The following is a 13,897-nucleotide window of genomic DNA, read 5'->3' as shown; positions in this document are numbered from 1 at the left end:
TTATTTATTTTATCATAATATCATTCACTATTCTAAACAACACTTATCATTAAAAGTTGCTTTTAAAAATTAAAAATGCAAGTATCATCGTTAGACACTTGCATATCGTCATCTTTCATTTAGCAATAACACTCCCAAGTAACGGCATTATATTAATCATTATTCCACCAAGTTTAAGCATACCACTTATTTCCTTATCTCTTATTGTGATTGCAGCGCTAATTATTCCAAGAATCGCCACAAATCTTGGAATCATCATAGATGGATAATGCGGTAATTGTAAAAATATACCTGCTCCTGAAATAATGCCACAAACTAGAGAAATATATAAAAATTGCTTCACAAAGCCTCTCTCCTTATATCACCTATACTTAAATTGGTATATTTTTTAATACTTATTAAATGTAACTAATGATTAGTTTGAAATCTCCTTCGAAAACACTATCTAAATCTTCAGAAGTTAACACAAAGTTTGAACCTGTAGATATTTCATATATATCACCATCTACAATAAGTTTACCTTGTCCATCTAAAACAGAAACAAGACAAAATTCTCTAGGCTTCATATAATTTAGAGTACCAGAAATATCCCACTTAACCATAGTAAAAAAATCACTCGATACAATATGTGTACAATTGTGATTTTCTATCACTTCATTTTGAGGAGTGATATTAGGTAGTTCATTTGAATAATTAATAACATCTAATGCCTTATCTATATTTAATTCACGTTCCTCACTATTGTCTGTTTTTCTATGATAATCATAAATTCTATATGAAATATCTGATGATTGCATGACTTCATACGCCATAATGCCTGCACCTATGGAATGTATCGTTCCAGCTGGTATAAAGTAAAAATCTCCTGGTTGCACTTGTATTGTTCTCAAATGTTTTTCAAATGTACCTTGCTTCAATTGCTCTTCAAATTCATCACGAGATTTCGCATACGTACCTATAGTAATCTTTGCACCTTCATCAGCTTCAATGATGTACCAACATTCAGATTTTCCATATTGACCTTCTTCGTGTTCATATGCATAAGAATCGTCTGGATGTACATGAATAGACAATGGCGCAGCAGCATCTACAATTTTAGCCATTAACGGAAAATCTTTACTTGGAAAATCTCCAAACATTTCTCTATGATTGTTCCATACTTGATCCAATGTTTGACCAGCAAATATACCATTTTCAATCACACTTTTGCCATGTGGATGTGCTGAAATTCCCCAACATTCACCTATATGATTATTAGGTAGTTGATACCCAAATTGGCGAAGATTATCACTGCCCCATACTTTATCGAGAAAAATGGGTTTTAAAAATAACGGCATGTTCACACCTCCATTATTAAAAGCCTAAACTTTAATCATTATCTATGCTTGAATATCACACAATGTTAAATAATAAAAATACTTTTGATACAACATAGCTCTTCTTTTAAGATATGTATTTGAAGCTAGCTCTCTTTCTCACTCGTTTTGAGTGTAGCATATATGATTATTTCACAAACTACTATATGAATATACTATCATTTTATACACTTTGTATCCTGTGTCCATTTGACGTAGGATTCTTACATATTATATCAACTGCATAATAAATTGAATAGCATCATTTTTACTATTCTAATAAAGCGCTTTATTCATTACTATACCATTATTTTCTGTAAATGACGCCTTAAAATAACAAAGCGTTAAATTGGCTTCAATAGAATCCAGCATTTCTCTTTTTTCAAGTTCATTTAAAAGCAGAACAATGAGTGTAATTATACTCATTGAAATATTTAACGTTTAATATAAAAAGGGAACAAGATAAGACTTTTTGATTTTCTTATCTTGCCCCCCTCAAATACTGATTAGAAATTGAAGTATTTAAAAGCAAACTACAACAATTCTATCGATAATAGAGAATGAATTTTGCATCAAATTGTTTTAAAAATGACAAATAATTTTTAATACGTACTTAATTTTAAATGTTAAGATTCATAGTTTTTCAATGCATCTTTAACATCATGATTGCCACTTAAAATTTGGAATTCTTGATTATTAAAACCATCAGAAGTTACTACTTCTTTTAAAACTGTAGCAACATCTTCACGTGGAATTGATCCTGGTTTGTCGAAATATAAATCAGCTTCTATTTTTCCAGTTCCAGCATCATCTGTAAGTGAACCTGGATGTACAATTGTATAATTAAGATTTGATGTTCTTAAGTAATCATCAGCATAATGCTTTGCAATTGTATACGGTTTTAAATCTCCACTCGCATCAAATGCTTCACGTCTAGAATCGTACGTTGATACCATAACGTAATGTTTGATACCCGCTTCTTTACTAGCTTTAATTGTTTTTACAGCACCATCTAAATCAACAATGATTGTTTTATCCGCTCCAGTACTTCCTCCAGATCCAACCGAAAAAATGACTTTATCATAATCTGTAAAGATATTTTTTAAATCATCAATACTATTTTTTTCTACATCTATTAAAGTAGCTTTAATTCCTTTATTTTCTAATTCTTTAACTTGATCTTCCTTACGCACACCAGCTGTAAAATCAACGTGTTCTTCCTTTAATTGACTTACTAGTTTAGAACCTACGCCACCATTTGCTCCAATAACTAAAATACTCATTTCAAACGTCCTCCTTCAAAAAATTGTATTTTGTATTTACCACTTCAAGAGAATACTAAACGTTAGTGTATCATTGACATACTTCAATATTCTCATTATATTAATATATGAACAAATATTCATATGTTGGAGTGTGAATTTACAATGAGTGGATATCATATTAACGATGAAAGCAATCAGGATATATTGATTAAAGTCACTCATATTTTCAAAGCTTTAAGTGATTTTAATCGTGTCAGAATTATGGAGTTTCTTGAAAACGGTGAAGCAAGTGTTGGACATATTTCACATTCTTTAAATATGACTCAGTCAAATGTATCACATCAATTGAAACTACTTAAAAGCACTCATCTTGTTAAATCTAAAAGACAAGGGCAATCAATGATTTATTCTATAGATGATAGACACGTTTCAACTTTACTTAAACAAGCTATTCACCACGCCAAACATCCTAGTGAAGGTGGAATTTCTAATGACAAATCATAATCATCAACATCATCATTCTCATGCACACGGACACGTTCATACAGATAATAAGAAAGTACTCATGTTTTCTTTTATTATTATTAGTCTCTTCATGCTTGTAGAAATTATAGGTGGGTTCTTGGCAAATAGTCTAGCATTATTGTCTGATGGTTTTCACATGCTAAGTGATGCCATATCCTTAGGAGTAGCTCTTATAGCTTTTATATATGCTGAAAAGCATGCTACCAAAAGTAAAACATATGGTTACAAACGTTTTGAGATTCTAGCAGCACTTTTCAACGGAGTTACCCTATTTATCATTAGTATTATTATAATAATCGAAGCGATACGAAGATTTTTAGAACCTCCTGAGGTTCAATCGAAGGAAATGTTCATCATTAGTGTGATTGGTCTTATGGTAAATATCATTGTAGCGATACTCATGTTTAAAGGAGGAGATACCTCTCACAACCTTAATATGCGAGGCGCATTTTTACATGTACTTGGAGACTTGTTCGGCTCTGTTGGTGCAATCGTTGCTTCTCTCTTAATTTGGGGTTTTAATTTTACATTAGCGGATCCTTTAGCCAGTATTTTAGTTTCGTTAATTATTTTAAAAAATGCTTACGGCATTTCTAAATCATCCCTTAACATATTGATGGAAGGAACGCCTAACAATATAGATTTAAATGCTGTAATTAAAGCAATAAGTAAAGATGAAAGAATTCAAAATGTACATGATTGTCATGTATGGACCATTTCAAATGATATGAATGCATTAAGTTGTCATGCAGTTGTACCAGAATATTTATCAGTTCAAACGTGTGAAACAATGCTAAAGTCAATCGAAAGTGACCTATTGCAATTAAATATTCAGCATATGACAATACAACTTGAAACACCAGAACACAAACACGACGAATCAACATTATGCTCAGGTATACATGAGCACTCTCATTAGAGCGTTTATTTCTAACGATCCTTTTTGATTATAAATAAAGATGTAGATTGAAGGTTCTATTGCATTCAAAGACTCAACCTAAAAATCATATCTTAATTTAAAAGAGAGTTGATGTGAGTAGAACTCCATTTCAATCATCCTATATATATTTAGAGCGTGGGACATCAGTTTATGTTCCCACGCTCTAAAAATTTTCAATAGGTGTTATAAATTTCAGATAAATCTATCTCAATATTTACTTTTTCACATATAAACATCTTACTTTAAATGAAATTCTTAAATATAAATTCTCTAGCTGGTACTTGCTTTTCTTCAAAACCTGCTAAAAATTCTTCATTATTGTACGCTAATTTCACTCTTTCTACTGAAATTCCTTTTTCATTAACGGTAATAATACCATATACGGTGTTAGAACCGTTGTTCAAACCTACTGATCCAGGATTAAAATATACTGTAGATTTATCATCAAACATATGCAATCTATGGTTATGTCCAAATAAAATTAAATCGGCTTCTTTATCTTTAAATAATTTAGAAATAGCTTGTTCGTCATCTTTTGTAATAGGCGCAAAAGGTTGTTCATCAATGGGAGCTGACATTTTATCATTTTCAATTTCATAATGAATAAATAAAATCTTTTTCCCTTTTACGGTCATTTCAATATATCTTGGCAATTGATTAATTTCATCGTAATAGGACTCATCTAAATGTCCTTCAATCCATTGATGATGCTCATAAAACTTCCCTTTTAAATCTTCAGGATAAGGTGTTCCATTGACGAGTGACATAATAGCTTCATCATGATTACCTGCGATCATTTCCATATCATCTCGGTCAAATATAGTATCCAGTACTTTATTTGTCTCATGTCCAATCCCTATGTTATCACCTAGGTTATAAATTTTTTCAATATCATCTCTACTATCAATATCATCTAAAACAGTTTGAAGCGCATCAAAGTTTCCATGAATATCAGTGATAACAGCAAATTTCATGATATTATCTCCCTTCAATGTTATCTTATTAGCATATTCTAACATTTTGTGCTCTATTATGTTAGATATTAATTTAAAATTTATTAGAATTTTGATATTGTATTTATATGAAAAAAAAGGAGTGCTTAAAATTTGTTTAATTATTATAAATCCGGATTTCAAAAAGCAAAACCACATAATCTAAAGTTAATACTAATCTCATTACTAACTTTTGTCATTTGCTATATTACTTCTAATATTGCATTCTCATTAGTTATATTAAGAGCCCAAAGGTTACCCATGTTAGCTCAACTCGGTGAACCTACTACAAAACCTATTGTATCTATTATTTTTATTTTACTCATTTTAGCTTTATTATTTATTTTTGTAGGTTACCCATTGATAATTGGTACAGTATATGCAATTCAAAAAGCTATTAATAAAGAGAAAGTTCTCTTTAGTGATTTATTTTTTGCTTTTAAAAAAGGTAAATATGCTAAATCAGTAATCTTGGCTTTAATAACATTAGTTTTATTTATTGTGATTGTACTTATTCTAGTGCTATTAAATAAATTATATACTTTAGCTCTTAGTCCATTATTAATCGGTTTACAACAATCATTAAGCGGCTACGACAATCCAATGGGAATTTTAATCTCAATACAAATTGTGTTGTTACTCATAACAGGTTTCATTTCATCAATTTTCTATTGGTTTGTAATTATATTCATTATTAATTATACTACCGCTTATACAGAAGATTCATCTCGTAAAGTAATGAGTAATTTAAAAGAAGGATTTAAAGGTATTAAAAACGGTAAGAAAACTTGGTTTAAATTTTTCATTGGCGTATTACTTATCGGTTTACTTGCAAGTATTATAAACAAACCACTATTATTCGGTGTACAATACTTAACAAGCAGTATGTCTCAAATGGTGGCTCAAACTATTATTATTATAGCTAGAATCGTATCTATAGTATTACGTTTATGTCTTTATTACATTTTGATTTTTGGAATTATTAATTATTTCGTTAAACGTGGTGACCAACCAGTCAAAAGCAAAAGACGTCATAAAAATAAAAATAATAACAAAGATACTGTAAACGACAAAGTAGATACTACATTGAATGCTTCCGATTCAAAAGATACAGAAGTAGATAAAATGAAAGATCAACAAACACATGTACAACAAGAAAAAACTGATAGCCAAAAAAATAACATAGATGATTCCATCAAAGAAAAAGTAGATGAAAATAAAGAAAATGTTACAGAACAATCTAAAAATCTATTTGATAAGAAATAGTTGATTGTCGTTAGACTACTTTATTAATTTAAATTTAAAGTATTTTGCCCAACATGAAATTTTAATAATCTTTCATGTTGGGCTTTTTATATTGTAAATATATTTTTGTGAAAATCCTCTTTAATATTTTATTAATGCTCAAGCATATAATTTAAATAATCATAATGAACCAGTTGATAGGCATATAATTTAAATAAAAAATGGACACTTTCATGATTAAATATGAAAGTGTCCATTTGCCTACTTTATAAATTCAAAATTTTTACTGATATAAACTATCGTGATCGACCACTTAATAACAAGATACTGACTTGAAGACTAGTTATCTAATAAATGAGTTTTTAAGTAATGTGCTGCACCATCTTCTTCGTTCGTGTATTCGGTAATATCATCTGTAAGATTTTTAATTTCTTGTCTTGCATTTTTCATTGCAACAGTGTGGTGGCCAAAATTAAACATAGCTCTATCATTATCACTATCACCAATAACTAAAGTTTCTTCTTGCTGAATACCATAGTAATCAATCATTTCCTTGATACCTGTACCTTTATCAGTATGATATGGCATCGTTTCAGCATTATAACGCGAAGAATTAGATACGGTAATACCTAAATTTGTTTGATTTTCAACAAGATGATTGCGAAAATCAGTTATTTTATCTAATTTGGGACTGAATAAATATATTTTAGAAAAGTGTGCATCAGGTAAGGTATCTTGCCAATCTATTTTTCCTTTAATTGCTTCTCTTCTCGATGACCACTCACTTTGACTTACAGCGTCAGGTGGCTCTATAGTGGAAATCATTTCTTTCATCCAATCTTCATCTTCTTTAAGAGATATGCGATCACTTTCAAAAGGAAAAACTTCATAATATATATGTTGTTTTTTAGCCAATTCCACAATTTTCTGTACTTGTTTTAAAGTTAAACTATGTCTAAACAAATTATCTCCATGAATTTCACCTGAAGTTCCATTCGAACTGATAATACCATCTACAGTGAATCCATTTGGAACAAGTTGACTGATTTCAGAATAAGATCTCCCAGTAGCAAGGAAAACTTTATAATTTTGTTCTCTCAATTGATTAATCACTTGTTTAGTATATTCCGAGGCTTTATTATTTTCATGTAATATCGTTCCATCCATATCTAAAAAAATTGCTTTTATATTTTTCATATTATCCTCCATTCAAGACTCTAACTTATACACTTAAATTGTGTCACTTATCATACTAAAGTGCAACGGCTTTGATTACACTTTGAACATACTATATTGTCGTCTTCTTTTATTTACAATGACATCTCTCCCAAAAAATTTGTTATCCGATAAGGATCTCATAATATCTTTAATATTACCCTTGTTAAATATGTAAATGTCTTTAAGTAAAACTTTTTCACAAATAACGGCATTTCTTCTATTATATGTATATGCGTTACATGTATGACAGAAAGTTGTGAATCATTTAAAATATGCTTACCTAATGTTTTAAATAGTTGCCTCTTTATATAAAATCCAATCCAGTTGTAGGTTCATCCAATATTAATAATTTAGGGTACCTCATTAAAGTCCTTAACCAACGGCATTAGACGCTTAGTTAAAATTAATTGAAGCATAATTCTAAAATTAATTCAAAAAATAAAGAGTAGCCACTTAGGCTACTCTAAATTATAAACATTTTACTCTACTGTAACCGATTTGGCTAGGTTACGAGGTTTATCCACATCCAAATCTCGTTGTAATGCAGCATAATATGAGATTAATTGCATTGTCACTACAGATACTAATGGAGTTAATAATTCATGTACTTGTGGAATCACGTATGTGTCTCCTTCTTTATTCAAACCTTCCATTGAAATCATACAAGGATATGCACCACGTGCTACTACTTCTTTCATATTTCCACGAATTGATAGATTAACGTTTTCTTGGGTAGCTAAACCTATGACAGGTGTGCCATCTTCAATCAAAGCGATTGTTCCGTGCTTTAATTCCCCACCTGCAAATCCTTCAGCTTGAATATAAGAAATTTCTTTTAATTTTAATGCACCTTCTAAACTAACATTATAATCAATTGTTCTTCCAATGAAGAATGCATTACGAGTAGTTTTTAAGAAATCCGTTGCAATTTGCTCCATCTTAGGTGCATCGTCAACAATTGTTTCTATAGCAGTAGTAACCTTAGCAAGTTCTCTTAATAAATCAACATCGGTTTCACGACCATGATATTTAGCAACAATTTGAGATAAGATAGATAAAACAGCAATTTGCGCTGTATATGCTTTTGTAGATGCGACTGCAATCTCAGGTCCAGCATGTAAAAGTAATGTATGATCCGCTTCACGTGATAATGTTGAGCCAGCAACATTAGTAATTGTTAATGATTTGTGACCTAATTTATTTGTTTCAACTAAAACAGCACGACTATCAGCTGTTTCACCAGATTGTGAAATATAAATAAATAGTGGTTTTTCAGAAAGAAGTGGCATATTATATACAAATTCAGAAGCTACATGAACCTCAGTAGGTACACCTACCCATTTTTCAATAAATTCTTTACCAACCAATCCAGCATGATAACTAGTACCAGCTGCAACGATGTAAATACGATCAGCATCTGCTACATCATTAATAATCTCTGCATCGATTTTTAAATTACCTTTTTCATCTTGATATTCTTGAATTATACGACGCATCACTGCAGGCTGTTCATGAATTTCTTTTAACATGTAATGATCATATACGCCTTTTTCTGCATCAGCAGCATCTATTTCTGCCGTATACGTATCACGTTGTTGAATATGCCCCTCAAGATCTTTAATTTCTACTGTGTCTCGCTTAACGATAACTATTTCATGGTCATGTATCTCTTTGTATTGATTTGTAGTTTGTAACATTGCTAGAGCATCAGAAGCAATAACATTGAAACCTTCACCTACACCTACTAAAAGCGGAGACTTGTTTTTAGCCACATAAATAGTATCTTTATCATTATCATCTAATAGTGCTAAAGCATATGACCCATTTAATAATTTAACTACTTTTGTAAATGCATCTTCTGTAGCTAATCCTTGCTTAGAAAAATAATCTACTAATTGTACGATAACTTCCGTATCAGTTTCTGATGAAAAAGTGACATCAGATAAATATTCAGCTTTTAATTCTTCGTAATTTTCAATTACACCATTATGAACTAATGTAAAACGTCCAGATGTTGACTGATGTGGGTGTGAATTTTCATAATTTGGAACACCATGTGTCGCCCAACGTGTATGACCAATTCCTAACGTACCATCCTCATCACTATTATCTGCAACTTTACGTAATTCAGCAATTCTTCCCTTTTCTTTAAAAAGTTTTGTACCATCATCATTAACTACAGCAATACCTGCTGAGTCATAACCACGATATTCTAATTTTTCTAACCCTTTTAATAGTAATTCTTTGGCATTATCGTAGCCAATATAACCTACAATTCCACACATATAATATCCTCCAACAAATGGGATAACACGGCTATTATGATTAATTATCACTGGTTAAATTTGATAATCCCCTATCATAATTATTATTAACGATTACATCATGAAATAAGCGTGATATTATATGAATTTTATACACGCTATCCGTAGTTTCCCAAAATAATTTATTTAGTTTGGCGATCTTATTAACTTTGTCCACTAAGTCACCTTAATGATTTACTTAATAAGCTAACGAATGTGCCACATCCGGGATAGCATCCGCCGATCTGATTCGATCACTATCCTCCTCGTCTACAAAAGCCAAATAATTATCTATAAAAGCTCTACTATTTTAACTTTTAATACTTGACAACTATTTAAGCATTTTGCACAGGCGCTTTAATTATTAATAACCTAGACTTTCCTCCTTCCCATTAATATTTATTGTACACTGATAACGAATTAATTTGCAAACGATTTAACAGTATTTTTTATAAATAGTAATAGTTCTGAATAGATACATCAGCGAATTATTCTCAAAATAAAAAAATATATTTTTCAAATCTTTTTAAAAGATAAAATTCTGTTTTAAAAAAACAGATTTATGATAGTAACATCATAAATCTGTTATATATGAATTTAAACATGAAAATATTATTTATCTAAACCCATTTTTTCTTCAACAACGTCAGCGATACTTTGAGCATATCTTTCAGCATCCGCGTCAGTTGCAGCCTCAACCATTACACGTACTAAAGGTTCAGTTCCAGAAGGTCGAACAAGAATTCTTCCTTCACCGTTCATCTCGGTTTCAACTTTAGTCATTATCTCTTGAACATGAATATTCTCTTCAACACGATATTTGTCAGTCACTCTCACATTAATTAGAGATTGTGGATACTTTTTCATTTGAGAAGCTAACTCACTTAGAGTTTTACCACTCATTTTAATAACAGAGGCCAATTGAACACCCGTTAATAATCCATCACCAGTAGTATTGTAATCCATTAATACGATATGACCCGATTGTTCACCACCAAGATTATAATTTCCTCTTCTCATTTCCTCGACAACATAGCGATCTCCCACTTTAGTTTTGTTTGACTGAATACCTTCTTTTTCTAGAGCTTTGTAGAAACCAAGGTTACTCATAACTGTCGAAACTATCATATTTCCATTGAGTTCTTGGTTTTTATACATTTCTTGACCAATAATGAACATAATTTGATCTCCATCTACAATTTGTCCATTTTCATCTACCGCAATAATGCGATCTCCATCTCCATCAAAAGCTAAACCAAAGTCACTTCCAGTTTCTAACACCGTTTCAGCTAATTTTTCTGGATGAGTAGAGCCACATTGTTCATTAATATTATAACCATCTGGATTACATCCTATTGTCTCAGTATCCGCTTCTAAATCGCCAAACAAGAATGGGGCTAAAGAAGAAGTTGACCCGTTTGCACCATCTAATACTATTTTAAGACCCTCAAAATTTACATCGACTGTGGATTTAAGATAACTTAGATACTTTTGTGCACCTTCAAAATAATCTGAATAATGTACAATATCCTCTCCTACAGGACGTGGTAAATCAGGATTGGTTTGATCTAATAATTGCTCAATTTCATTTTCTTGATCATCTGACAATTTAAAGCCATCTGAACCAAAAAATTTAATTCCATTATCAGCAACCGGATTATGTGACGCAGAAATCATAACACCTAATGCTGCTTCCATTTCTTTAGTCAAATAAGCCACACCTGGTGTTGAGATAACACCTAAACGCATCACTTCTGCGCCAATTGAAATTAAACCAGCGATTAATGCAGATTCTAGCATTTCTCCTGATACTCTTGTATCTCTTCCTACTAAAACTCGAGGATGCTTTTCACCTTTGTTATGTGCGAGTACATATCCTCCGTATCTACCTAGTTTAAAAGCCAATTCAGGTGTGAGTTCTTGGTTAGCGACACCACGAACACCATCAGTACCAAAATATTTTCCCATTTTTAAACGCTCCTTTTGTATCTATCAATTTTTAACATTTATATACGCTTTTGTTTCCTTTGGATTCACTTTAGTCACATCTTTAGGTAAGTTAAATGATACTGTTTTTTCTGTAGATTCTGAAATGCCATCAATATCTACTTCAGCAGTAATTTCATTAATATTTTGTAATTCATCTCTATTACCAAAGATTTCTACTTCTTTATCTTCTAGTTTAACACTATCTAATTCTTTATTTTCATTAAGCTTACCCGTTGTTTTTGTACGTACCTTAACCATTTTACTGAATGGTTCAACTGTTACTTTTAAATTAACCTCATTTGGATTAATTGATACATTTAATTTATTTAATTGTTTATCAAATGCACTAACATCTGCAACATCATTGGTATCTTTGTTCACTTTACTAGAATTTTTAAAGGTTGCTTTTAAATAAGCTATATTTTTTAACTGTTGCTCTCCACCAGTCACTTTTACAGTTTCTGGTGAAATACTTTGTTTACTTATTTTATATTTTGGGTCTAAACTATTACTACTAATGTCTGGTTGTACATGCATAACTCGTGTTATTTTATTTTCAAGGTTAATGTGTGCTACTTCAGGTTTAATTTGATAGTTGATACCACTATCTATGCCTTTAACTTGATATTTTTTTTGATATTTCCCTGCTTTTTTTCCAGAAAGATCAACGACTACTTTCAAATCTTCAGGGTTTTCAATTTTGATTAATTTTGATTGTGGTCCTGTTAAATTAACATCGACGTTTTCAGGAATTTTAGTTACATGTAGGTCTTTATTATTATAAATAACATCAACGGGCACATCTTGAATGGTTTTGGATGATTTTTGTGATAAATCATCTGTATTAAATATATTTCCGAATACATTATTTACTGATAAAAAGAAAAATACTGCTAATATGAGAGCGACAAATCTTAATCCCCATTTACTTTCAAGCATTTATGAATTCACACCTTTCTTTTGAAAGTGTGCACCAAACCAATGTTCAGCAAGCAATTCTTCAAAAACATCTTTTGAAATATCTCTTCTTAATTTTCCATCAAAAGTGACTGATATATCACCAGTTTCTTCAGATACAACAACAGTAAAAGCATCAGAAACTTCTGAAATTCCAACTGCCGCTCTATGTCTAGTTCCTAAACTTTTTGATATTTTAACACTATCTGATAATGGTAAATAACTTGCAGCAACGGCAATCTTACTTCCTTGAATTATCATTGCACCATCGTGTAATGGTGTATTAGGGATAAATACATTAGTTAGTAACTCTTGAGATATATCAGAATTCATCGGTATTCCAGTTTCTATATAGTCCTGCAAACCTGTCTCTTTTTCAAAAACAATAAGCGCACCAATGCGACGCTTAGCCATATATTGAACAGCTTTAGATACAGATTGAATCAACTTTTCTTCATCGCGACTATAAGTATTCGTATACCGTTTTAAAAAATTTCCTCTACCTAATTGTTCCAAGGCTCTTCTTATTTCAGGTTGAAATATCACAATGAGAGCTAAAACACCCCATTGAATTACAATATCAAACAATTTAGATGTTGCTGTTAAGTTAAGAATTTTACTGATTTGCTGGCCGATAACAATGACAACTATCCCTTTTAATAATTGAATTGCTTTAGTACCTTTAAAAACTGTAATGAGAAGATACAACACATACCAAACAATCAGTAAATCCAGTAGACTAGTAATAATTTTTATAGTACTTAGATTTTGAAAAAAATTGGAAAAATCCATGACATCTCCTCCGGGTAATACTTTTCCATATTGATTATTATACCAATCATTATTAACACTGTCATACGACAAAATAACATTTTATAAAAATTCTTAAATAAGAAATAAAAGTAAAAAATTCTAACAAATAAAAAAAGACACCTTCAATTGAAGATGTCTAGAAAGTGAGCCATAGAGGATTCGAACCTCTGACCCTCTGATTAAAAGTCAGATGCTCTACCAACTGAGCTAATGGCTCTAATGGCTGGGCTAGCTGGATTCGAACCAGCGCGTGACGGAGTCAAAGTCCGTTGCCTTACCGCTTGGCTATAGCCCA

12 protein-coding genes and 2 tRNA genes are annotated in these 13,897 nt (G+C 31.0%); 3 read left to right on the top strand and 11 right to left on the bottom strand.

The genetic code is table 11. The features are described from left to right. Positions 1-115: 115 nt before the first annotated feature. The 3 genes from HMPREF3058_RS00510 to HMPREF3058_RS00500 form a co-directional block, all read right to left on the bottom strand. Positions 116-343, bottom strand: coding sequence for a hypothetical protein (locus HMPREF3058_RS00510; protein ID WP_002458728.1), 228 nt, complete (start codon positions 341-343; stop codon positions 116-118). Positions 344-398: 55 nt separating this feature from the next. Next, positions 399-1,337, bottom strand: coding sequence for a type I phosphomannose isomerase catalytic subunit (locus tag HMPREF3058_RS00505; RefSeq protein WP_002447815.1), 939 nt, complete (start codon positions 1,335-1,337; stop codon positions 399-401). 644 nt (positions 1,338-1,981) lie between these two features. Beyond that, complete coding sequence (locus tag HMPREF3058_RS00500) at positions 1,982-2,638, bottom strand: SDR family oxidoreductase (RefSeq protein ID WP_002491172.1); 657 nt, start codon at positions 2,636-2,638, stop codon at positions 1,982-1,984. Positions 2,639-2,782: 144 nt separating this feature from the next. Here HMPREF3058_RS00500 and czrA point away from each other — a divergent pair, with 144 nt between their 5' ends. Next, the gene (czrA, locus tag HMPREF3058_RS00495; protein ID WP_002475625.1) at positions 2,783-3,124 is read left to right on the top strand and encodes a Zn(II)-responsive metalloregulatory transcriptional repressor CzrA; all 342 of its coding nucleotides are present in this window, start codon (positions 2,783-2,785) and stop codon (positions 3,122-3,124) included. Beyond that, complete coding sequence (gene czrB, locus HMPREF3058_RS00490) at positions 3,111-4,064, top strand: CDF family zinc efflux transporter CzrB (protein WP_002475612.1); 954 nt, start codon at positions 3,111-3,113, stop codon at positions 4,062-4,064. Before czrA ends, czrB begins: the two co-directional genes overlap by 14 nt. A 263-nt stretch (positions 4,065-4,327) precedes the next feature. On the opposite strand, the gene HMPREF3058_RS00485 is transcribed toward czrB, so the two are convergent. Continuing rightward, a complete protein-coding gene (locus HMPREF3058_RS00485) occupies positions 4,328-5,059 on the bottom strand; it encodes a metallophosphoesterase family protein (RefSeq protein ID WP_002490707.1) in 732 nt (243 codons plus the stop codon). 132 nt (positions 5,060-5,191) lie between these two features. Between HMPREF3058_RS00485 and HMPREF3058_RS00480 the strand changes: the two genes are divergently transcribed. After that, positions 5,192-6,343, top strand: coding sequence for a hypothetical protein (locus HMPREF3058_RS00480; RefSeq protein ID WP_002499551.1), 1,152 nt, complete (start codon positions 5,192-5,194; stop codon positions 6,341-6,343). Between the two features lie 318 nt (positions 6,344-6,661). Here HMPREF3058_RS00480 and HMPREF3058_RS00475 read toward each other — a convergent pair whose 3' ends face one another. The 7 genes from HMPREF3058_RS00475 to HMPREF3058_RS00445 all read right to left on the bottom strand — a co-directional run bounded on the left by HMPREF3058_RS00475 (position 6,662) and on the right by HMPREF3058_RS00445 (position 13,897). Then, on the bottom strand, positions 6,662-7,519 hold the full coding sequence (locus HMPREF3058_RS00475) for an HAD family hydrolase (protein WP_002491187.1): 858 nt from the start codon (positions 7,517-7,519) through the stop codon (positions 6,662-6,664). A 500-nt stretch (positions 7,520-8,019) separates the two neighbouring features. Then, positions 8,020-9,825 carry a glutamine--fructose-6-phosphate transaminase (isomerizing) gene (gene glmS, locus HMPREF3058_RS00470; RefSeq protein WP_002491174.1) on the bottom strand — a complete coding sequence of 602 codons (1,806 nt, stop codon included), beginning with the start codon at positions 9,823-9,825 and terminating at the stop codon, positions 8,020-8,022. A 630-nt stretch (positions 9,826-10,455) separates the two neighbouring features. Continuing rightward, positions 10,456-11,811 (bottom strand): phosphoglucosamine mutase, encoded by a 1,356-nt coding sequence (gene glmM / locus HMPREF3058_RS00465; RefSeq protein WP_002447825.1) that lies wholly within the window; start codon positions 11,809-11,811, stop codon positions 10,456-10,458. Positions 11,812-11,835: 24 nt separating this feature from the next. Continuing rightward, positions 11,836-12,771 (bottom strand): CdaR family protein, encoded by a 936-nt coding sequence (locus HMPREF3058_RS00460; protein WP_002447826.1) that lies wholly within the window; start codon positions 12,769-12,771, stop codon positions 11,836-11,838. Then, positions 12,772-13,581, bottom strand: coding sequence for a diadenylate cyclase CdaA (gene cdaA, locus HMPREF3058_RS00455; RefSeq protein ID WP_002475624.1), 810 nt, complete (start codon positions 13,579-13,581; stop codon positions 12,772-12,774). A gap of 165 nt (positions 13,582-13,746) precedes the next feature. Continuing rightward, positions 13,747-13,819 (bottom strand) — tRNA-Lys (locus HMPREF3058_RS00450). A gap of 3 nt (positions 13,820-13,822) precedes the next feature. Further along, positions 13,823-13,897, bottom strand: a tRNA-Gln gene (locus HMPREF3058_RS00445).

The sequence above is a fragment of the Staphylococcus sp. HMSC068G11 genome (assembly GCF_001815825.1).
In the GTDB taxonomy this organism is placed as follows: Bacteria; Bacillota; Bacilli; order Staphylococcales; family Staphylococcaceae; genus Staphylococcus; species Staphylococcus epidermidis.
This window is presented reverse-complemented; position numbering and strand designations above follow the sequence as displayed.

Excerpts from the sequence above, each read along its gene's own strand:
- HMPREF3058_RS00475 (WP_002491187.1), bottom strand. The coding sequence starts at position 7,519 with ATGAAAAATATAAAAGCAATTTTTTTAGATATGGATGGAACGATATTA.
- czrB (WP_002475612.1), top strand. The coding sequence starts at position 3,111 with ATGACAAATCATAATCATCAACATCATCATTCTCATGCACACGGACAC.
- HMPREF3058_RS00505 (WP_002447815.1), bottom strand. The coding sequence starts at position 1,337 with ATGCCGTTATTTTTAAAACCCATTTTTCTCGATAAAGTATGGGGCAGT.
- cdaA (WP_002475624.1), bottom strand. The coding sequence starts at position 13,581 with ATGGATTTTTCCAATTTTTTTCAAAATCTAAGTACTATAAAAATTATT.
- HMPREF3058_RS00460 (WP_002447826.1), bottom strand. The coding sequence starts at position 12,771 with ATGCTTGAAAGTAAATGGGGATTAAGATTTGTCGCTCTCATATTAGCA.
- glmM (WP_002447825.1), bottom strand. The coding sequence starts at position 11,811 with ATGGGAAAATATTTTGGTACTGATGGTGTTCGTGGTGTCGCTAACCAA.
- glmS (WP_002491174.1), bottom strand. The coding sequence starts at position 9,825 with ATGTGTGGAATTGTAGGTTATATTGGCTACGATAATGCCAAAGAATTA.
- czrA (WP_002475625.1), top strand. The coding sequence starts at position 2,783 with ATGAGTGGATATCATATTAACGATGAAAGCAATCAGGATATATTGATT.
- HMPREF3058_RS00485 (WP_002490707.1), bottom strand. The coding sequence starts at position 5,059 with ATGAAATTTGCTGTTATCACTGATATTCATGGAAACTTTGATGCGCTT.
- HMPREF3058_RS00500 (WP_002491172.1), bottom strand. The coding sequence starts at position 2,638 with ATGAGTATTTTAGTTATTGGAGCAAATGGTGGCGTAGGTTCTAAACTA.